This window comes from Streptomyces sp. NPDC017890 (assembly GCF_044328675.1).
Classification (GTDB): Bacteria; Actinomycetota; Actinomycetes; order Streptomycetales; family Streptomycetaceae; genus Streptomyces.
In genome coordinates this window covers 183,286-204,255 of record NZ_JBIRHU010000007.1, presented here as the reverse complement: position 1 = coordinate 204,255, position 20,970 = coordinate 183,286, and the positions used below count along the sequence as shown (strand labels likewise).

Here is a 20,970-nt window from a genome sequence, read left to right as displayed (position 1 = left end):
GGGCTGCACACCAGGACCGACGCCTGTGCAGCAGAGAGTTCATGGCGACCCAGGGCCGCCGGCGCCTCCAGCGGCATGCGCCTGGACGTCATCGAGGTCGTCGCCGAAGCCGCCTTCGCCGATGACATCCCCGGCATGCCCTTCCAGCTCGGCAGCACGAAGCAGCCGAGCCCCGCACGACCGAGCACACACCAACGAATCCGAGGAACGTGACAACGGTGAACCACTGGACTCCCGATGACATCCCCGATCAGACCGGCCGCACCGCGCTGATCACCGGCGGGAACGGCGGGATCGGACTCGAGACCGCCCGCGCGCTCGCCCGGCACGGGGCCCGCGTCATCCTGGCCGGCCGCAGCCGGACCAAGCTGGACCAGGCCGCGGAGGCCATACGCGCCGCGACCCCCGAGGCCCGGACGGACACGCTCGTGCTCGACCTCTCCGACCTCTCCTGCGTCCGCGACGCGGCCACCCGAATCGCCGAGACCGAGACGGTCGACCTGCTCTTCAACAACGCCGGCGTGATGAACCTGCCCGAGCGTCGGACCACCCACGACGGCTTCGAGATGACGGTCGGCACCAATCACCTCGGCCACTTCGCCTTCGACGCCCAGGTCTGGCCCGCCGTGCGTCGCTCGTCCGCACCGCGCGTGGTCACCGTCAGCGCCATCGCGGCGCGGTGGCCGATGGGCAGGCTGGACGACCTGATGAGCGAAAAGAGCTACCGCCCCATGGGCGCGTACGCCAAGTCCAAGCGCGCCAACGTCGTCTACACCCTCGAACTCGCGCGCCGCACCGCAAGCAGCCCCGTCGAGGCGCTCGTCGTCCACCCCGGGTCGGCGATGACCGGCCTGCAGCAGCACGGCAACGGCACCCTGAGCCGCATGGTCACCCCGATCGCCGCACGCCTGCTCATGGGCTCGGCCGAGGGTGCCGCCTGGCCCTCCCTGTACGCGGCGACCAGCCCGTACGTCCAGTCGGGCACGTTCATCGGCCCCGCCGGACGGGACCAGACCTCCGGCACCCCCAAAACCGCCAAACTCCCCACAGGCGCCGATGACCCCGCGGAGGGCAGGCGGCTGTGGACGAAGAGCGAGCAGCTCACAGGTGTCCCCTTCGACCTCGAAGCCGGGGCCGCCATCTAGGGTCCGTCTTCACAGGCCGCCAGATGGCGGATTCCGGCGGCGTGGCATGCCGTCATGAACTCACCGATGAGGAATGAGAGTTACTCGCTCCGCTCATTCCACGGGCCGCGGCGGGTCCGCCGCGGGTACTGGGGGCCCTCGGCGCTCGCCTCACCGCGCACACTCTGGTCGGAGACCCGTGGCAAGCCCTCCACGGGTTCCGTGGGGCTCGCCCCGAACAAGTCTCACAGCTCATCACACATCCCGGATTCGCCCGGAGGGAGCTCCACACCTCGTTCCGGTGGTCCACCAGCACCCAGCAGACGCCGGCACAGCGACTCCGCCACGGCGAAAGCACCACACTTCCCTTCGGCCGCGTTCAGGTCGGCAATCCCCGTCTCCCGCCCGGATCGACGCGACCCGGTTGTGGTGTCACTTAAGGCCCTGGACGGCGCCGCCGTAGATCAGCGTCGTGACATTGGCGCGGGTCGGGTCGGCCTCGACCATCTGGGCGACGAAATCGGCCAGGCTCGGGCGTGGGTCGGCGCTCAGCAGCTTGTCGCCGAGCTCGACATACTCGATGGTCTTGGCCAGCGGGCTGGCGTCGTTGACGGCGTCGGCCTTGCGGTGGGACGCGACGACGACTTGGGGGTTGCGGCTCTGGATCTCCCTCAGGGTGGCGATCCAGCCCTTGCGGGTCTCGGGCTCGGTGCGTACTTGGCCCGCTCCCCACCGGTCGCCCACGAGGCGAGCCCGGTGCGGTCGGTGGGGAGGGCGCCGATGCGCTGCCGCCGGGCGATCGTCCGTCAGAAGTGCCAGTGGGCGTCGAGCTCGACCGGGGTGACCGGTGACCGGCCCAGGTCTCCCACAACGCCCACCCTTCGGGGCGTGCTCCGATCGGCGGTGACGATGTCACCGGCGCGCAGGCACAGCGCTCGCTTCAGCCCACGCGCAGGGGGATCGGCCGACCCACGCCCCCGGCGTCTCACTGTTCACCCCTCGTGTATCGACCACCACGTGTCCCGGCTCCGGGCGAGGGCACCCGGTGCCCATGCAGATGCCGACCGCGCCCTTGATCGACCGCTCCCTGCCGGCTCTCGTCCAGGGGTACGACTGGTTGCCCGGTTTGCTGCGCGAACGTCCCGACGGCGTGGCCCGTACTCGGGTGCTGGGCAAGCCGGCGCTCGTCGTGCGTGGGCCGGAAGCGGTGCGGTTCTTCTACGACGAGGAGAACGTACGCCGCGACGGTGCCCTGCCGGGGCCTGTGCTGAGCACCTTGTTCGGTCATGACGCCGTCCACACGCTCGACGGCGAAGCACACCGCGCCCGCAAGGAGTTCTTCCTGCCGCTGCTGCACCCCGACCGGATCGCTGGCCTGGTCGAACATGTGACCGCCGCGTGGGACGACGCGGTCCGCGAGTGGAGCGGGGCGGAGCAGGTCGTGCTGTTCGACGCGGCGAGCGTGGTGCTCACCCGCGGCGTGTGCCGCTGGGCGGGCGTGCCGCTCGACGACGGCGCCGGGGGAACGGAGGACCTCGCCCGTGACCTGGTCGCCATGGTCGACGGCTTCGCCACCGCCGGGCCCCGGCACTGGCGTGCGCGGCGTGCCCGGAGCCGCCGGGAACAGCGCTTCGCCCAGCTGGTAGAGGGCGTGCGCTCCGGCGGGGCAGCCGCCCCTGACGGGTCGGTGCTCGCCGCTGTGTGCGAGCACCGCGAGGCCGACGGCGAACTGCTCTCCCCGCACACGGCCGCCGTCGAGCTGCTGAACGTCGTCCGCCCCACCGTCGCGGTCTGCTGGTTCGTCGCCTGTACGGCGCACGCGCTGCATCTGCAGCCCAACCAGCGGGAACGGCTGCGCGGCGGCGGCACTGCCTACGCCGCCGCGTTCGTGCACGAGGTGCGCCGTTTCTACCCGTTCGTGCCGTTCCTCGGCGGCCTCGCCGTCCGCGACCTTTCCTGGCGTGGCGTCTCGCTGCCGGCCGGCGGGATGGTGCTGCTCGACGTCTTCGGCCAGAACCATGACGAGAAGCTGTGGGGTGACCCGTTCGTCTTCCGCCCCGAGCGGTTCCTCGAGCACGCCGTCGAGCGTGACGAACTGGTCCCGCAGGGCGGCGGCGAGCCACGCACCGGTCACCGCTGCCCCGGGGAAGGGCTGACCATCGGGCTGCTCGAGGCTCTGGCAGTTCGTCTTGCCGGCCTCGAACACACCGTCCCCGACCAGGACCTGAGGATCTCCCTGCGGCGCATCCCGGCGCGAGTGCGCAGCGGCTTCGCCGTACGGAACCTGCGGACGACGAGCGAGCGCACGCCGACGCCCGTGTGAGTTCCGCACCGTTGGGCGGGTGAGCCTCCCGCCGGCGGCCTTCCCTCGGACCGGTCAGCGGTACGCCGGTCGTGCGCTCCATACCGCCGACTGCGCCCTCCGCGCCCGTCAGGGGGCGGTGCGCTCCCGCCGGGCAACGGAAACCGGAGCACGCGGCCCGGGCCCTCGTACGCCGCCACGGCGGGTTCCCCTCGGGAGGGGACTGTCCGCGTCCGTCCGTCGCCCTCGTCGAGAGGGGTCTGGGCCTGCTGGTGGCTGATGAGGACGGGAAGCCCGGAACACACTGTCGCCGCCGGCCTGCTGGAGCCACCGCCACGCCCCGGGCGAGGACCGGAGACACCGTCTCCGGGCCCACTCTCCGACGGGGAGGGCCCGCAGCCCCGGGGGCCTTCGCGTGCGGACGGGTTTGTCCAGAGTTGTCCGGTGTTACGCCTCAAGGGTCAGGGCCCACCCGCGCTCCGAACCCCACCGCACTCACTGGAGTCCGCATGAACACTGTGATCCGGGACATGCTCGCCGCTTACCCCGCCGACCTGGGCGGTGTGGACCGTGACAAGCTCGCCCTCTGCATCGAGGAGTGCGTCGCCTGCGCTCAAGCGTGCACGGCGTGCGCGGACGCCTGCCTGTCGGAGGAGATGGTTGCCGGGCTGGCCAAGTGCATCAGGACCGACGCCGACTGCGCCGACATCTGCGCCGCGACGGCCGCCGTCCTGACCCGCCACACGGGTTACGACGCCAACATCACCCGGGCCGTCCTCACGGCGTGCGCCACCGTCTGCAAAGCCTGCGGTGACGAGTGCGCGAGCCACGCCGAGCGGCACGAGCACTGCCGCGTCTGCGCCGAGGCGTGCCGCCGCTGCGAACAGGCGTGCAACGACCTGCTCGCCTCCCTCGGCTGACGCCCGCGCGACCGAGCCGGGCCCCACGGGGGCGACGTTTCCCGTGCAGCCGGGCGGTTACCCATGGGATGTCGTGCCCCCACGCGTCCCGACGCCGGGGACAGCCGTTCACTATCGCGATCAGAAACGGAGCTTGCATGGCCAGCACGAAGGTGTCCGACTACATTCTCCAGCGGTTGCGTGACTGGGGCGTCGACCACGTCTTCGCCTACGCGGGAGACGGCATCAACGGGCTGCTGGCCGCCTGGGGACGCGCGGACAACAAACCCAAGTTCGTCCAGGCCCGGCACGAGGAGATGGCCGCTTTCCAGGCCGTCGGTTACGCGAAGTTCTCCGGAAAGGTCGGGGTGTGCGCGGCGACGTCCGGACCCGGCGCGATCCACCTGCTGAACGGGCTCTACGACGCCAAGCTCGACCACGTTCCCGTCGTGGCCCTGGTCGGACAGACCAACCGCAGTGCGATGGGCGGCTCGTACCAGCAGGAAGTGGACCTGGCCAGCCTCTACAAGGACGTCGCCTCGGACTTCTGCGAGACGGCCATGGTCCCCGAGCAGCTGCCGAACCTGATCGACCGGGCCTTCCGTACCGCGTACGCCAAGCGCACCGTGACGGCGATCATCCTGCCCGGTGATGTGCAGGAGCTGGACTACAGCCCGCCCACGCACTCCTTCAAGATGGTGCCCTCCAGCCTCGGACTGGGCCGTTACGCGCCCGTTCCCGCCGAAGAGGACCTCCAGCGGGCCGCCGACGTGCTCAACTCCGGCGAGAAGGTCGCCGTCCTGATCGGACAGGGCGCCCGAGGCGCCCGCGCCGAGGTCGAGCGGCTGGCCGACGTACTGGGCGCCGGTGTGGCCAAGGCCCTGCTCGGCAAGGACGCCCTGCCCGACGACCTGCCCTACGTCACCGGCTCCATCGGGCTGCTGGGCACACGCCCCTCCTACGAGCTGATGCAGGAGTGCGACACCCTGCTGATGATCGGCTCCAGTTTCCCGTACACGCAGTTCATGCCGGAGCTGGACCAGGCGCGGGCCGTGCAGATCGACATCGACCCGCACATGATCGGCCTGCGCTACCCCAACGAGGTCAACCTCGTCGGCGACGCCCGCGAGACCCTGCAACGGCTGCTGCCCCGTCTGCACCGCAAGGAGGACCGGGCCTGGCGGGAGAAGACCGAGAAGAACGTCGCCCGCTGGTGGGAGGTCATGCAGCGCCGCGCCGCCGTCAGCGCCGACCCGGTCAATCCCGAGTACGTCGTCCACGCCCTGGACGGCAAGCTGCCCGACGACGCCATCCTCAGCGCGGACTCCGGCTCCGCCGCCAACTGGTACGCCCGCCATCTGCGGCTGCGCGGCCGGATGCGCGGCTCCCTGTCCGGCACCCTGGCCACCATGGGACCCGGCGTGCCGTACGCCATCGGCGCCAAGTTCGCCCACCCCGACCGGCCCGCCATCGCCCTGGTCGGCGACGGCGCCATGCAGATGAACGGCATGATGGAGCTGGTCACCGCGGCGAAGTACTACCACGAGTGGTCCGACCCGCGGCTGATCGTCGCCGTACTCAACAACGGCGACCTCAACCAGGTCACCTGGGAGATGCGCGCCATGTCCGGCGCCCCCCAGTTCGAGGAGTCCCAGCACATCCCCGACCTGCCCTACGCCGACATCGCGCGCTCCTTCGGCCTGGACGGCGTCCGCGTGGAGAAACCCAAGCACGTCGAGGCCGCCTGGGACCAGGCCCTCGCCGCCGACCGGCCCTTCGTCATCGACTTCCGTACCGACCCGGCCGTCCCGCCGATCCCACCGCACGCCGAGCTGGACCAGATCGAGGCAGCGGCCACGGCGATCCTCAAGGGGGACAGCGACCGCGGTTCCATGGTGAAGCAGGGCTTCAAGGCCAAGGTCCAGGAGATGCTGCCCGGCAGCCGCCACCGCGACGACCGCCCCGGCGCCGGCCCGCACGACAGCACCGAAGGGAACAAGTGACCCAGGCGGCATCACCGGGTCAGGTTCCCCGCGGCAGCCCGGCCGTGGAGAACCTGGCCGTCTCCGTCTACCGGATCCCCACGGATCTGCCGGGCGGTGACGCGACCCTGACCTGGGACACGACCACGATAGTGCTGGTCGAGGCCGTCGCGGCGGGCGTGACGGGTCTCGGCTTCACCTACGGCTCGCCCACCACCGCCCCCGTCGTCGAGCACGAGCTGGCGGACCTCGTCGTCGGGCACGACGCGTTCGACGTCCCCGCCGCCAACGACCGGATGAGCCGCGCCCTGCGCAACGCCGGCCGGCCCGGCATCGCCGCCGGCGCCGTCTCCGCCGTCGACACCGCGCTGTGGGACCTCAAAGCCCGCCTCCTGGGCCTGCCGCTCGTGCGTCTGCTGGGCGCCGCCCGCAACGAGGTAGCGGTGTACGGCAGCGGCGGCCTCACCACGTACGACGACGCCCAGCTCGTAGAGCAACTGCGCGGCTGGGCCGACCGGGGCATCGACCGGGTGAAGATCAAGGTCGCCGAGTCCTGGGGCCGCCAGGAGGCCCGCGACCTGCACCGCACTGCGCTGGCCCGCCGTACCGTGGGCGACACCGCCGAACTGTACGTCGACGCGAACGGCGGCTACACCCGCAAGCAGGCCGTACGCGTGGCAGCGGCCATGGCGGACTCGGGCGTCACCTGGCTGGAGGAACCCGTCTCCTCCGAGGACCTGACCGGCCTGCGCGAAGTGCGCGACGCCGTCGCCGCCGACGTCACCGCGGGCGAGTACGGTTACGACCTCCCGTACTTCGCCCGGATGGCGGCCTCGGGGGCCGTCGACTGCCTCCAGGCCGATGTCACCCGCTGCGGCGGCATCACCGTCTGGCTGCGCGCCGCCGCCGTGGCCGAAGGGCTCGGGCTGCACATCTCTGGCCACTGCGCCCCGCACCTGCACGCCCACGTCGCCGCAGCCGTGCCCAACACCCGTCACCTGGAGTGGTTCCACGACCATGTCCGCATCGAGAACATGCTGTTCCACGGCACGCTCGACCCGCGGGGCGGCAACGTCACGCCCGGCGCCTCCGGCGAACCGGGCCACGGACTCGCCCTGAACCGGACGGCCGCCGGCCCCTACCGCATCGCATGATCCGGCCCGCCGCGACCGACGATGCGGTTACGCCCCGGTGAGTGGCCGGACCAGCCGCAGTCGGGTGCAAGGGCTGCCCCGGCACGTGTCCGCCGCGACTTTCGGCACATCCGCCCCACGGCGGTTCCAGTTCCACCGACCCCACCGGCACCCGGCACCCGGCACCCGGCACCCGCTGGCGCACATCCCTCTTCATGAGGTCACACGGGACGCCCGGACACGCCGGACTCCGACGGCGGCCGCGAGCAGGGCTGCGCCCGCGCCGGCCAGCGGCAGCAGTGCGCGTCGCCCCGGGGGCACGGGCCGGTCGGCCACGGGCTCCCTCCCATGCAGGCCGGCCGCGAGGATCTCCGCAAGGTGCAGCGGGGCGTGCCCAGTGCCGGCTTGGTCGACCTGAGTACGGCAGCTGAAGCCGTCGGCGAGCACCAGGGTGGAGTCGTCGGCCTGTCGTACGGCGGGCAGCAACCCGGCCTCGGCACAGGCCATGGACACGTCGTAATGGCCCTTCTCGAAACCGAAGTTGCCGGCCAGTCCGCAGCATCCGGCGTCCAGGACGTCGGCGTCGACTCCGGCGCGCATGAGGATCTCGCGGTCGGCGTCGAAGCCCATGACGGCGTACTGGTGGCAGTGGCGCTGGACGACCGCCCGGGCGTCGACCCGGGGCGGCCGCCAGTCGCACTCCACGAGGAGTTCGGCCAGCGTCCTGGTCCGGGCGCGCAACCGCTCCACGTCCGGGTCCTTCGGCAGCAGTTCCACGGCGTCGGCGCGGAAGACGGCGGTGCAGCTCGGTTCCAGACCGACGACGGGGGTGCCCCGGCGCAGATCCTCGCGGAGCACATCGAGGGTGTGCCGCAGAACCCGTTGGGCAACGCCCAACTGCCCCGTGGAAATCCACGTCAGCCCGCAGCAGACCGCGCGATCGGGCACCTTGACCCGGAAGCCGGCCGCTTCCAGGACCTCGACGGCGGCGCGGCCGACGGCAGGGTGGAAGTGGTCGGTGAAGGTGTCGGGCCAGACCACGACCTCCCCCCGCTGCCCGTCGCCGCGCGGCCCGCCCCGCTCACGCCACCAGTCGGTGAAGCGCTGCTCGGCGAAGACCGGCACGTCCCGCTCCGGCGCCATCCCGCCCAGCGCCTTCCCCGCCCGCGCCAACCAGGGCACGGACGCCATGGCGTTGACGGTGCGGGGAGCGAGCGAGACGGCTCGCGCGACGGCGGGCAGCCAGCCCATCGAGTAGTGGGCGAGCGGCCGCAATCGTCCCTTGTAGTGGTGGTGCAGGAACTCGGCCTTGTAGGTGGCCATGTCGACGTTGACCGGGCAGTCCGTCTTGCAGCCCTTGCAGGCGAGGCAGAGATCGAGGGCGTCGTGCACCTCGTCAGAGCGCCAGCCGTCCGTCACCGGGGAGTCGCCGTCGTTGTTGACCATCTCGAACAGCAGGCGGGCGCGGCCCCGGGTGGAGTGCTCCTCCTCGCGGGTGGCCCGGTAGCTGGGGCACATCACGCCGCCTTCCGAGGAACGGCACTTGCCCACTCCGACGCAGCGGGCGGCGGCCCTGCTGAACTTGCCGTCGTCGTGCGGGAAGGAGAAGACGGTATCCGGTTCCCAGGGGAGATACCCCGCTCCCAGCCGCAGGTTCTGGTCGAGGCGGTAGGGAACGACGATCTTGCCCGGGTTCATGCGATTCTCCGGGTCGAACAGGCCCTTCAGCCGCTCGAAGCCCTCGATCAGCTCCGGCCCGAACATCTTCTCCAGCAGCTCGCCCCGGGACTGGCCGTCCCCGTGCTCGCCGGACAACGATCCGCCGTAGGAGACGACCAGGTCGGCGGCGCGTTCCACGAACGCCCGCATCCGGGCGATTCCTTCCTCGGACTCCAGGTCGAAGGGGATGCGGGTATGGACGCAGCCGTGGCCGAAGTGGCCGTACACCGACGGGTGTCCGTAGTCGAACTCCTCGTACAGGCGCTTGAGGTCGCGCAGGTAGTCGCCGAGGCTGCTCACGGGCACGGCCGAGTCCTCCCAGCCCTCCCACGTGTCCGGCTTGCCGGGAACATGCGCGGTCGCCCCGAGCCCGGACTCGCGCACCTTCCACAACTGTCCGATGTGGCGCGGGTCGTCGTACCAGGTGTGGTCGACGTCGTCGGGCTTGGCGTCGATGAGCGCCCTGGCCCGCTTCTCCACCTCCTCACGGGTGTCGCCGTTGAGCTGCACCATCAAGTAGGCGCGCCCGTCGGGCAGTTCCTTCAGCGCGTCGGGGTTGAGGTGCTTCTCCTGCTGGAAGTGGATCAATTGGTGGTCCACGCCCTCCAGCGCCGCCGGCTCGTGCCGGAGGACTGCCGGTACGTGGTCGGCGGCCTGGCAGATGTCCTCGTAACCGAGCACGACCAGCGCGCTGTGCTTCGGTACGGGGACGAGTTCGAGTTCCGCGTGCAGGACGGTGACGAGAGTGGACTCGGAGCCGGTGAGCAGGCCGGCGACATCGAATCCGTGCTCGGGCAGGAGGGAGTCCAGGTTGTAGCCGGAGACCCGGCGCGGGATGTCGGGGTAGCGCTCACGGACGAGGCCGGCGTACTGGTCGCGCAGGGCCTTCAAGCCGCGGTACAGCTCGGCGGTGCGCCCGCCGGACTCTGTGAGCCGTCGCAGTTCGCCGTCGTCCGTCCGGCCCACCCACATGCGTACGCCGTCGTAAGTGAGGACTTCGAGGCGGTACAGGTTGTCGACGACCTTGCCGTACGCCTGGGCTGTCGACCCGCACGAGTTGTTGCCGATCATCCCGCCGATCGTGCAGTTGGGATGGGTGGCCGGCTTGGGGCCGTACATCAGGCCGTAGCCGGCCAGCTGTCGGTTCAGGTCGTCCAGCACGATGCCCGGCTCGACGACGCAGCGACGGTTCCGCACGTCGACGGAGACCAGCCGGTTGCAGTACTTGGTCCAGTCCAGGACCACGGCGGTGTTGCAGCACTCGCCGGCGAGGCTGGTGCCGCCACCCCGCGACAGCAGCGGCGCGCCGTGCTCACGGCACACCGCCACCGCCTCCCGGGCCGCCTCGACCGTCCGGGGGACGACCACGCCGATGGGTACCTGCCGGTAGTTGGAGGCGTCGGTCGAGTACGTCGCGCGAGTGCCCGTGTCGAAACGCACCTCCCCGTCGACGCGGGACCGCAGGTCCCGCTCCAGGGCGCTCGCATCGGGTTGCTCCCGCGGACGCCTGACGACGGGAAGAGGCAGATCGACCAGGTCCATGAACAACTCTCCACGGGTGACGAGGGGTGCGTCGGTATGCGTCGGTATCCACCGGCTGACGCCGGGGGCAGCCGGCCCGTCCACCGGATGACGGGGGCCGCGCGACCTCAGTCCTGGCCGCGTCCCGCCATGCCCGGGCCGGGCGCCGGCAGTGTGCCGGCCAGCGGTATGCGCACTACGGCATCGACGTTTCCGTCGTGACCCACGAGGGCGCCCCTCTCCTTCACCGACCGCGTTGCCCCGACCGTGTATCCAGGGCTCCCCGCACACAAACCGGGAGGCCCGTTCGGCGGCACTTACGCCCGGCCCGCACTCTTCGCCCGCCCGCGTCCCCTCCCGCCGCTGCGGCCGCTGTCCCACCGCGGCACCACGGTCGACGACTTCGTCCGCAACGTGCCACTGCTCCTCGCCGACGCCCTCGGCGTCTCACGGCCCCGGCCGTCGGACCACCTGGCGCGCCCGCGCGACTGCCGCCCGGTCGTCGCCGTTCCGGACGGACGCCGCACCTTCTACGAACTGTGCGCGCAGCAGAAGTCGCCTGTCTTCTGCGCCTTCTCGCCGGCCTCGGCGGTCATGACCGGTCACCCCGGCTGCCCTGGTCCGTCGTCCTGGGCCCCTGCGTGCCTGCCGTGGTGGCGGCTCCGGTGCCGGCCGCTTCGCCCAAGCCCGGGGCGACCGAGCCGTCGCCCGCCACGATGACGGCGAGGCCTGCTGACGTACAGGCGCACGAGTCGCCGTCGAGAGCCAGGGCGTACCGACCGGGTGGTATGCAAGTGGGCCGGTCACCGCCTAACCTCGTGCCGACCGGACCGCGCGGGCGGGCGGCCCGCATCCCTCTGCCGACCGACAGGAGAAGCCCATGGCTGTCGACCCCGACAAGGCGGTTCTCGACACCTTCGCCACGCATGGCCCGGATGGGCCGTTCGTCATGCTGAACCTTCTGCGGTTCACGCCGGACGGCCGGCCGTCCTACGAGGAATACTCCCGCCGGGCAGCCGTCCTCCTGAGCAGGTACGGAGGGGAACTGCTGTACGCAGGCGACGGCGCTACGCCCCTCGTGGCCGGGGAAGGCCAGACTTGGGACGCGGTGCTTTTGGTGCGTTACCCCAGCCGGGAGGCGTTCAGCAGCATGGTCACCGATCCCGAATACCAGCAGATCACCGGGCTACGGACCCGCGCACTCTCCGAGGCAGTACTCCAACCGACCGCGCCCTGGGCATCTCGGCCCGGCTCGCGACCGTCCTGAAGCAGGCCGAGCGGGTCCGCTCGAACCACCACACCACCCCGCCTCGAGGGGCCGGGCATCGCCATCACCCTCGCCCTCGAAGCCGGAGGCATTCGGGGTACCGGACACCCTGACCGCGCACTTCGACTACGGCGGGTGCGCATGCACCAGCTTACGCATGCCGATCCCACGGACGCCTCCCCCTTGCACGCCGCAGACCGCCATCCCCGGGGCCGGGCTCCTGGACCGGCCCACCGAGGAACGCTGAGACCCTCCGGCCGACTCGGCCGACCCCTCCCACCCCTGCCCGCACATAGGTGCACACAGCACGCTTCCGGCAGCCGGGTAACGGTCCGGTCTCACCTGCTGGGATTTTCGTCCGTCACGAACCGTGACGTGAGATACGTCACTAAAGATTCAGCAAAGACGTGGTAGAACAGCGCAACTCCGCAGGTGATCGGCCGGCCATCGATCTGTGGAGGGTTGGCCTGTACCCCCCACTACAGCCCGGGCTGATCACGGTCCGAAACCGTACCGTGCGCCCTGGTTCGCTCATCGGACAACGACGTTCGCCCAGAGACCGCTCCCCCAGGCGGACTCCCCCGCCCGCCACACCAGCGTCACCGAGGTAGCCACCGTGTCACTCGACTCCGTCACCCAGTCCGTCGACGATGCAGTCAGCGGATTCTTCGAACCCATAGCCAAGTGGCTCGGGGAGGTCGTCTTCTACGCCGTTCCCGTCGGCGGGACCGACCTGCCCCTCATCGTCGCCTGGCTCGTCATCGCCGGCCTGGTCTTCACCAGTTGGTTCGGACTCGTCCAGGTCCGCAAGTTCAAGCTCGCCGTCGATGTCGTGAGAGGGAAGTACGACGAGAAGGGGTCGCCCGGCGAGGTCAACCACTTCCAGGCCCTGACCGCCGCCGTCTCCGGCACGGTCGGCCTCGGCAACATCGCAGGTGTGGCCGTCGCCGTCTCCATCGGCGGCCCCGGTGCCACGTTCTGGATGATCCTGTGCGGCCTGCTCGGCATGGCCACCAAGTTCGTCGAGGTCACCCTCGGCGTGAAGTACCGCGAGGTGCACGCGGACGGCACCGTGTCCGGTGGCCCGATGCACTACCTCCCCAAGGGACTCGCCGAACGCTTCGGCAAGAACGGCAAGACGCTCGGCAAGGTCCTCGCGGTCCTGGCCTCCTTCATGATCCTGTTCTTCGGCCTGTTCGGCGGCAACCTCTTCCAGGTCAACCAGTCCTACGCGCAGCTGGTCTCGGTCGCCGGCGGCGAGGACGGCGCCGTCGGCTCCTCCGCCGGTGCCCTGTTCTTCGGCATCCTGGTCGCCGCGCTGGTCGGCATCGTGCTCCTCGGCGGCATCCGCTCCATCGCCAACGTCACCAGCAGGCTCGTCCCGGCCATGGCCGGCATCTACATCGTCGCCTGCCTGGTCGTGATCCTGGTCAACGTCACCGCCGTCCCGGACGCCGTCGCGTCGATCATCGAGGGCGCCTTCAACCCCGAGGGAGTCGCCGGCGGTGTCCTCGGCGCGCTGATCATCGGTTTCAAGCGTGCCGCCTTCTCCAACGAGGCCGGCCTCGGCTCCGCACCGATCGCCCACTCCGCGGTCAAGACCAAGCACCCCGCGAGCGAGGGCCTGGTCGCCCTGCTCGAGCCCTTCATCGACACCGTCGTCATCTGCAGCATGACGGCGCTGACCATCGTCATCGCCAACCCGGCCAGTCTCGGCGAGGACATCGGCGGCGTCACCATCACCTCCGACGCCTTCGAGACGGTGCTGCCCTGGTTCCCGTACGTCCTGACCGTCGCGGTGATGCTGTTCGCCATCTCCACCGTGCTCACCTGGGGCTACTACGGCCTCAAGGCATGGACGTACCTCTTCGGCCGCAGCCGGACCAGCGAGATCACCTACAAGGTCCTCTACACCGTCTTCGCCATCGCGGGGTCTTTGCTGACCCTCCAGACGCTGATCGACCTGGCCGACGCGGTCCTCTTCTCCCTCGCCGTCATCAACATCATCGGCCTCTACCTCCTCGCCCCCGTCGTCAAGCGCGAACTCAACACGTTCCTGGAGTACGTCCGCACCCGGAACGCCGGTGCGGACAGCGGGGACGACGACGAAGACCAGGAGTCGGTGAAGACCACCGTCTGACCGCCTCACGCGGACCGGCTCCTCGAACGGGCCCGTACTCACCTCGCGCCTTGGTGAGCACGGGCCCGTTCGCCGTGACCCGACCGTCTCCCGGACCTGCGTCGCGGCCGGCGAACGAGGCGTTCACGGCCTGCGGACAGGTCCGTCCTCCTGGCCGGGGACCTGGGACTGCGTGCTCGCCGGCTCAAAAATTCCCGTCAGGTCCTCCACGTCGAAGATCCTGGCGATCGGCACGTCTGTGCTGCTGTGAGTGGTGCGAGCCCTCAGAGCAGGGGCGACCCCGCAGTGGCCGCCCGTCCGCGGGAAGAGCCGGACGCCGAGCATGCCGGACGCCGTCGGGCTCGTCACTCAGGTTGATGATCCAAAACAGCCGGTGTGACCTTGGATGTACCCTTTGGGGCCCGGTTGTGCGTAGCCTGACCAACTGCTCTCGCACGCAGTACCGCGATATCAGGTGCACGTCACGTCGATCGTTCAGGAGACCCATGCGCCCCCGGATAGCCTCTCTCCCGCCCGTCGCCCTGGCGGGCAGTGCGCTGACCGTCGGCATCGGCGGCCTGTACCTCGCCGGGCTGCTGCTCACCGGCGGTGAGATCGAGGCGGGTACGACGGTGCGCGGCATGGACATCGGGGGCCTGACCCGTGAGGAAGCCACCCGGAAGCTGGAGCAGCACCTGACGGAGGCCGGCCCGCGGAAGCTGGCCGTACAGGTCGGTGACCGCAAGGGCACGGTCGATCCACGACAGGCGGGGTTCGCCTTCGACATCCGGGAAACCCTGGACCGGGCGACGTCCACCGGCGCCGATCCGGTCAGTGTGATCGGCGGGCTGTTCCGCTCGGGCGGGGACATCGAGCCGGTCCTGCGGGTCAATGAGGACAAGGCCCATGCTGCCCTCGGGAAGCTGGCGAAGACGCTCGACCAGAAGGTCCGCGACGGCGCTGTCTCCTTCGGCAACGGCCGTGTCGAGCAGACCGCGCCGCGCACCGGATACACGCTGGACGTGGACGCCGCGATCGGCTCACTGCGCACCCCCTTCCTGCGCGGCGCGGCGGACTCGGTCACGGTGCTGCCCGCACGCGAGACCAAGCCGAAGGTCACGGCGGAGGAGGTGCGACGGGCAGTGCGCGAGTTCGCGCAGCCTGCGATGTCGGCACCGGTCAAGCTCACCGCGGGCGGCAAGCGGTTCACGCTCTCCCCGGCCGTGCTCGGCGAGTACCTGACCATGCGGCCGGACGACGCCGGCAGGCTCACTCCAGAGCTCGACAGCAGGGGCCTGCGCGCCGCCCCCGCGGTGGCCGGCGCCCTGAACGGCCTCCCCACCACGCCCCGGAACGCACGGCTGGGACTCCAGGGTGACAAGGCGGTGGTGACCGCCGATGCCACACCCGCCGTGGAGGTCACCGACAAGGCCCTGGGCAAGACCGTCCTGCCCCTGCTCACCGAGTCGGGCACCGCCCGCACCGGCGCGGTGGACACGCGGCAGATCCAGCCGGAGGTCACCCGCGAGAACGCGGCCCGGTTGGGTCTCACCGAGAAGATGTCCTCCTTCACCGTCAATTTCGAGCCGGCCGCCTACCGCACGACGAACGTCGGCCGGGCCGTGGAGCTCATCAACGGCTCCGTCGTCATGCCGAACGAGACCTGGAGCTTCAACCGGACCGTCGGCGAGCGCACCGAGGCCAACGGCTTCGTCGACGGCATCATGATCTACGACGACCAGTACAGGAAGGCTCCCGGTGGTGGTGTCTCCGCCGTGGCCACCACGGTCTTCAACGCCATGTTCTTCGCGGGCGTCAAGCCCGTCGAGTACGGCGCCCACTCCTTCTACATCGAGCGCTACCCCGAGGGCCGCGAGGCGACGGTCGCCTGGGGCAGCCTCGATCTGAGGTTCACCAACGACTCCGGCAAGGCCATCTACATCCAGGCCGAGTCCACCGACACCTCGCTGACCGTCAGCTTCCTCGGCACGAAGAAGTACGACGAGATCACGTCGGTCAAGGGGCCGCGCACCGACGTGCAGCAGCCGGACACGAAGGTGAGCACCGACGAACAGTGTGTGCCGCAGACCCCGCTCGAGGGCTTCGACGTCACCGTGGAGCGGGTTTTCCACAACGACGGACGGGAAGTGAAGCGGGAACCGTTCCGCACCCACTACACCCCGCGCAACGAAATCACCTGCGAAGAGACGCCGGGCACCCGTCAGCCCTGAAGGACGCGACCCGTCGGCTTGCCCGGCAAGACATCATCCCGGCCTCGCTCGCCCGTACACCCCCGACCGACCCACGGATGCCAGAGACCACGCACGCGAGAGATTCCTCGCTCACGCCCACTGTCCTCGTGACCACCGGCTACAGGAATGATCTCGGGTCGAGCCAGAGAATGCGGCCGCGTCGGGACGTGAGGGGAATGCGCCCGGCGCGGCCAATGATCACTTGTTGCCGCTTCGCTTCACTTCATCGCGCACTGCGCGAAGAGAGCGAATGGCCGTGATCACCTTCTGTGACAGCGCCGGCACTTGGTCGAAGAGGTGCCCAAGAACGGCGACACCTCCCGCTACCGAGGCCACAGCGACAGTCACCCAACCCGCTAGTTCCATGTAGCGCCTTTCGAGAGAGGGGATCGACACGCAAGACCGGAAGGTCCGCCCCGGTCCCCTCGTGCGATGGGGGCGGCTCTCGTCCCGAGCATGCGCGGCGCTCGGTCTCAATCAGCAACTACACGACTTTTCGAGTCCAGTTGAGGTTACCGGGACTCGGCACCTCCTGTCTGGAACACCGGGGAGGCAAGCCATCTCCACGCTCACCTCGAAGAGATCGAAGCATGGGAGCCGTCCTCCCTTGATCCCACCTGAGCGCACGAAGCGGACGACTCATGGAAGTTGCCGACGCACACGCTCGGCCGGCAGATCGCCGGTTGGTGCACCAAAGTTCCCGAAAGCCCGGGATGGCGGGCCCTGATCGCTGCACGCGCGAGCAGCTCTGCCGGCCCCTGTGGTGGTCGGCCGACGAGAACGGCCACTTCATCCAGCGCAAAGGGCGTGCTCCAGCGCCCTATTGGGCCAGGGCGGCACAACGGCTCGACCGGCGTCCACAAGAGCGTGTTACGAGCTCATGCAGCGTACGGCCTACGCGTCCTGGACGGCACTCGTTTCGACCACCACCGTGGACCCTGACTCGCCCTTCCATCAGCCGGCATGGTGGCCGCGCGCATAGCCGACCCTCGAACTATGTTGTCCCGCCACATGTGCTCCTGACCTGCGGATTCCTACGGTGTGGCGACACGCAAACGTCCCCGTCACAGCCCAGGAAGTGGTGCCGATGTCGTCGCCCGCAACCGCTCCACCGGCCCCGAACAACCTCAAGCGCATCGTCGCCGCGTCCCTCATCGGCACCACCATCGAGTGGTACGACTTCTTCCTGTACGGCTCCGCCGCCGCCCTCGTCTTCAACGAGCTGTTCTTCCCCGACTCGGACCCGCTGGTCGGCACTCTGCTGTCGTTCCTGACATACGCCGTCGGGTTCGCCGCACGTCCGCTGGGGGCGCTGGTCTTCGGGCACTACGGTGACCGGCTCGGGCGCAAGAAGCTGCTGGTACTGAGCCTGTTGATGATGGGCGGGGCGACCTTCGCGATCGGACTGCTGCCCACGCACGCGACCATCGGCACGGCCGCTCCCGTGCTGCTGACCGTGTTGCGGCTCGTCCAGGGCTTCGCGCTCGGCGGTGAGTGGGGCGGAGCCGTGCTGCTGGTGTCGGAGCACGGAGACGCGCGGCGGCGCGGGTTCTGGGCGTCGTGGCCGCAGACCGGTGCGCCGGCGGGACAGTTGCTGGCGACCGGTGTGCTGTCGTTGCTGACGGCCACGCTGTCGGACTCCGCGTTCAACAGCTGGGGCTGGCGAATACCGTTCCTGCTCTCCGGGGTGCTGGTCATGGTCGGTCTGTGGATTCGGCTGTCCGTCGACGAATCGCCGGTCTTCAAGCAGGCGTTGGCGCAGGCCGAGACGCGCAAGGCGGACGACGGGGCGCTTCCGCTGGTCTCCGTGCTGCGGCACCACTGGCGCGACGTGCTGATCGCCATGGGCGCGCGGATGGCGGAGAACATCAGCTACTACGTCATCACCGCCTTCATCCTCGTCTACGCCACCACCGCGGCCGACGTCTCCAAGCAGACCGCGCTCAACACGGTGCTGATCGCCTCGGCCGTGCACTTCGCGGTGATCCCGGCCTGGGGCGCGCTGTCGGACCGGATCGGCCGCCGTCCCGTGTATCTGCTGGGCGCGGCCGGTGTCGGGCTGTGGATGTTCCCCTTCTTCATGCTGATCGACTCCGGGCACTTCGGCAGTCTGCTCCTCGCGGTGACCGTGGGCCTGGTGCTGCACGGGGCGATGTACGCGCCCCAGGCGGCCTTCTTCTCCGAGATGTTCGCGACGCGGATGCGCTACTCGGGTGCCTCGATCGGCGCCCAGTTCGCCTCCGTCGTGGCCGGTGCCCCCGCCCCGCTGATCGCCACCGCGCTGCTGTCCGAGTACGACAGCTCCGTCCCGATCTCCCTCTACGTCATCGCCGCGGCCGTGCTGACGCTGATCGCCGTGGGTGTGGCGAAGGAGACCCGCCACCGGGACCTCACCGAGGTCATGCCCTCCTCCGGGAACGGGAACGGAAACGGGGTCGAGGACGGGGACATGGGCAGGGAGGAGGCGCAGGGGGGTGCCTCCCGGGCGCCGGGCGCGCGCATCCCCTGATGATCCGCCCTGCCACCGGCCCCCGTACGCCCGTGCGTGCGGGGGTCAGTGCTGTGCCGGGAGCGACAGCCGGTGGAGTCTGAGGGCCAGTTGTATCTCCAGTGCGCGGTCGGGGCTCTGCCAGTCGTCGCCGAGGAGGCGGCCGACGCGGTCCAGGCGCTGGGCGACCGTGTTCACGTGGACGTGCAGGGTGTCCTTGGTACGGGCGGGACTCATGCCGCAGGCGAAGTACGCGTCGAGGGTGCGCACGAGTTCGGTGCCGCGCCGCTCGTCGTAGGACACGACCTGGCCGACGGTGCGTTCGACGAAACCGGCGACGTTCCGGTCCCCGGCCAGCAGCAGGCCCAGGAACCCGAAGTCCTCGGCGGCGGCGCCGTCCCCGGAGCGGCCCAGCAGGCGCAGCGCGTCGAGGCAGCGCCGGGCCTCGGTGTACGCCGCGGCCACGGTGCCCGGGTGGGCGATCAGGTCCTCCACGGGGGCGGAGGCGCCGACGGTGACGGCCTCGTGGACGGCCGTGCCGAGGTGCCGGGCGGTACGGCGGGCCAGGTCCGCGGCAGCGTCCCCGGCGGTCAGGGGCAGCAGCAGTACGGTGCCGCCGTCCCGGGCGGCGGCCAGGCCGTGCCGGGTCGCGGCGAGGTGGGAGGCGGCGGCCCACAGGCGTCGGCGCGCCTCCGCCTCCTGGTCGGCGTCGGGTGCGGTGGCGTCGAGGCGGGCGGCGAGTACGACGTGGGTGGCGTCCAGGTCGGCACGCAGCATTCGGGCGCGGTCGCCCAGCAGGCGCGGGTCGCGGTCGCGGGCGTCGAGCAGGTCGTCCAGCAGCTCGCCGCGGACGCGCTGTTCGGCCTCGACGGCTGAGCGCCGGGCGAGCAGGAGGAGGGAGGTGACCATCGCGGCGCGTTCCAGGGTGAGCTGGTCGACGGGGTCGAGCCCGGGGTGGCCGCGCAGTACGAGGGCGCCGAGCAGCTCGTCGCCGGCGGCGACGGCGGCGATCCAGTCGTCGTCGTGTCGCACCGCGTGCCCCTCGGCGCGGGACGCCTCCAGGGCACGTGCGGGTGCCGAGGAGGCTTCGGTGAACTCGACGGTGCCGGCCAGGACCTGGGAGACGGCGGCGGCCACGTCGTGGACCCCGCCGCCGCGCAGGACGAGTTCGGCGAGTCGGTCGTGGACGTCGGAGGCACGCTCGATGACGCCGCTGCGGTCCCGGATGATCTCGTTGGCCCGTTCCAGGCCGGCGAGGGCCGAGCGGGTCTCGGCGAGCAGGTTCGCGGTGTCGATGGCGGCTGCCGCCAGAGCGGCGAAGGAGCCCAGCAGGGCGATCTGTTCGCGTTCGAAGACGCGGGCGCGCCGGTCCGCGGCGAAGAGCACGCCGATGACGTGGTGGCCGAGCATGAGGGGTACGCCGAGGATGGCGACCAGGCCCTCGTCGTTCACGCCCGCGTCGATGGTGCGGGTGTGCTGGAAGCGGGCGTCCTTGAAGTAGTCGTCGGTGACGTAGGGGCGGGCGGTCTGGGCGACGAGGCCGCCGAGCCCCTCCCCCATGCCGAGCCGCAGTTGCTGGAAGCGGGCCGCGACCGACCCCTCGGTGACGCGCATGTAGGTGTCGCCGCGGGCCGGGTCGTTGAGGCTGAGGTAGGCCACGTCGGTGCCGAGCAGTGAACGGGCCCGCTGCACGATCGCGCGCAGGACGGCGTCCAGGTCGCGCAGTCCGGCGAGGTCGTGGGCCGTCTCGAACAGGGCGGACAGCTCGGCCTCGCGCCTGCGCCGGCCCTCCAGTTCGGAGCGCACGCGCAGGGCGAGGTTCTTCGCCTGTTCGAGCGCGGCGATCCGCTCGGCCGGTCCTGACTCGGCGCGGGCGAGCAGCACCGGCTGCTCGTAGGCGTCCGCGGACGCGCCCCGGGCGAGCAGCTCCAGGAACGGCGTCTCGACGGCGGCGGGTGCCGGCGCCACGGCATCACCGGCATCGCGGGGTGACACTCCGGCATCCCCGGCCGATGCTGCGGCATCGTGGGCGAAGCGCTCGGCGGACTGCACGTGATCGCGGGACATGCTCACAGGATTCCCCATCGCACGGTCGTCCCGGCAGCCCTGTGGAAAACCGGGCCACCGGGGGCACCGCCCGGCTCGGCGAGCGGGGCGCCGACCT

13 protein-coding genes are annotated in these 20,970 nt (G+C 70.6%); 9 read left to right on the top strand and 4 right to left on the bottom strand.

Annotation, left to right across the window (positions count from 1 at the left end):
* The first annotated feature begins 218 nt into the window (after nucleotides 1-218).
* Nucleotides 219-1,145, top strand: a complete 927-nt coding sequence (locus ACH4F2_RS11695; RefSeq protein WP_398132530.1) for an oxidoreductase — start codon at nucleotides 219-221, stop codon at nucleotides 1,143-1,145.
* Between the two features lie 411 nt (nucleotides 1,146-1,556).
* On the opposite strand, the gene ACH4F2_RS11690 is transcribed toward ACH4F2_RS11695, so the two are convergent.
* Nucleotides 1,557-1,868: a hypothetical protein gene (locus ACH4F2_RS11690; RefSeq protein ID WP_398132529.1), complete on the bottom strand. Its 312-nt coding sequence runs from the start codon at nucleotides 1,866-1,868 to the stop codon at nucleotides 1,557-1,559.
* A gap of 307 nt (nucleotides 1,869-2,175) precedes the next feature.
* Here ACH4F2_RS11690 and ACH4F2_RS11685 point away from each other — a divergent pair, with 307 nt between their 5' ends.
* From ACH4F2_RS11685 to ACH4F2_RS11670, 4 genes are all read left to right on the top strand, one after another.
* Nucleotides 2,176-3,447, top strand: coding sequence for a cytochrome P450 (locus ACH4F2_RS11685; RefSeq protein ID WP_398132528.1), 1,272 nt, complete (start codon nucleotides 2,176-2,178; stop codon nucleotides 3,445-3,447).
* Nucleotides 3,448-3,935: 488 nt separating this feature from the next.
* Nucleotides 3,936-4,346: a four-helix bundle copper-binding protein gene (locus ACH4F2_RS11680; protein WP_398132527.1), complete on the top strand. Its 411-nt coding sequence runs from the start codon at nucleotides 3,936-3,938 to the stop codon at nucleotides 4,344-4,346.
* A 137-nt stretch (nucleotides 4,347-4,483) separates the two neighbouring features.
* Nucleotides 4,484-6,328 (top strand): thiamine pyrophosphate-requiring protein, encoded by a 1,845-nt coding sequence (locus ACH4F2_RS11675; protein WP_398132526.1) that lies wholly within the window; start codon nucleotides 4,484-4,486, stop codon nucleotides 6,326-6,328.
* A complete protein-coding gene (locus ACH4F2_RS11670; protein WP_398132525.1) occupies nucleotides 6,325-7,461 on the top strand; it encodes an enolase C-terminal domain-like protein in 1,137 nt (378 codons plus the stop codon). Before ACH4F2_RS11675 ends, ACH4F2_RS11670 begins: the two co-directional genes overlap by 4 nt.
* Before the next feature lie 192 nt (nucleotides 7,462-7,653).
* Here the strand turns inward: ACH4F2_RS11670 and ACH4F2_RS11665 are convergent, their stop codons facing one another.
* Nucleotides 7,654-10,701 (bottom strand): FAD-binding and (Fe-S)-binding domain-containing protein, encoded by a 3,048-nt coding sequence (locus ACH4F2_RS11665; protein WP_398132524.1) that lies wholly within the window; start codon nucleotides 10,699-10,701, stop codon nucleotides 7,654-7,656.
* 859 nt (nucleotides 10,702-11,560) lie between these two features.
* On the opposite strand from ACH4F2_RS11665, the gene ACH4F2_RS11660 reads away from it, so the two are divergent.
* Both ACH4F2_RS11660 and ACH4F2_RS11655 read left to right on the top strand, forming a co-directional pair.
* Nucleotides 11,561-11,947: a DUF1330 domain-containing protein gene (locus tag ACH4F2_RS11660; RefSeq protein ID WP_398132523.1), complete on the top strand. Its 387-nt coding sequence runs from the start codon at nucleotides 11,561-11,563 to the stop codon at nucleotides 11,945-11,947.
* Nucleotides 11,948-12,563: 616 nt separating this feature from the next.
* Nucleotides 12,564-14,087, top strand: a complete 1,524-nt coding sequence (locus ACH4F2_RS11655) for an alanine/glycine:cation symporter family protein (RefSeq protein ID WP_398132522.1) — start codon at nucleotides 12,564-12,566, stop codon at nucleotides 14,085-14,087.
* Nucleotides 14,088-14,210: 123 nt separating this feature from the next.
* Here ACH4F2_RS11655 and ACH4F2_RS11650 read toward each other — a convergent pair whose 3' ends face one another.
* Nucleotides 14,211-14,435, bottom strand: a complete 225-nt coding sequence (locus ACH4F2_RS11650) for a hypothetical protein (protein ID WP_398132521.1) — start codon at nucleotides 14,433-14,435, stop codon at nucleotides 14,211-14,213.
* Between the two features lie 137 nt (nucleotides 14,436-14,572).
* On the opposite strand from ACH4F2_RS11650, the gene ACH4F2_RS11645 reads away from it, so the two are divergent.
* Together ACH4F2_RS11645 and ACH4F2_RS11640 are read left to right on the top strand one after the other, a co-directional pair.
* A complete protein-coding gene (locus ACH4F2_RS11645) occupies nucleotides 14,573-16,297 on the top strand; it encodes a VanW family protein (protein WP_398132520.1) in 1,725 nt (574 codons plus the stop codon).
* Between the two features lie 1,108 nt (nucleotides 16,298-17,405).
* Nucleotides 17,406-18,827 (top strand): MFS transporter, encoded by a 1,422-nt coding sequence (locus ACH4F2_RS11640; protein ID WP_398132519.1) that lies wholly within the window; start codon nucleotides 17,406-17,408, stop codon nucleotides 18,825-18,827.
* Between the two features lie 45 nt (nucleotides 18,828-18,872).
* Here ACH4F2_RS11640 and ACH4F2_RS11635 read toward each other — a convergent pair whose 3' ends face one another.
* A complete protein-coding gene (locus tag ACH4F2_RS11635) occupies nucleotides 18,873-20,873 on the bottom strand; it encodes a helix-turn-helix domain-containing protein (RefSeq protein ID WP_398132518.1) in 2,001 nt (666 codons plus the stop codon).
* Nucleotides 20,874-20,970 lie beyond the last annotated feature (97 nt).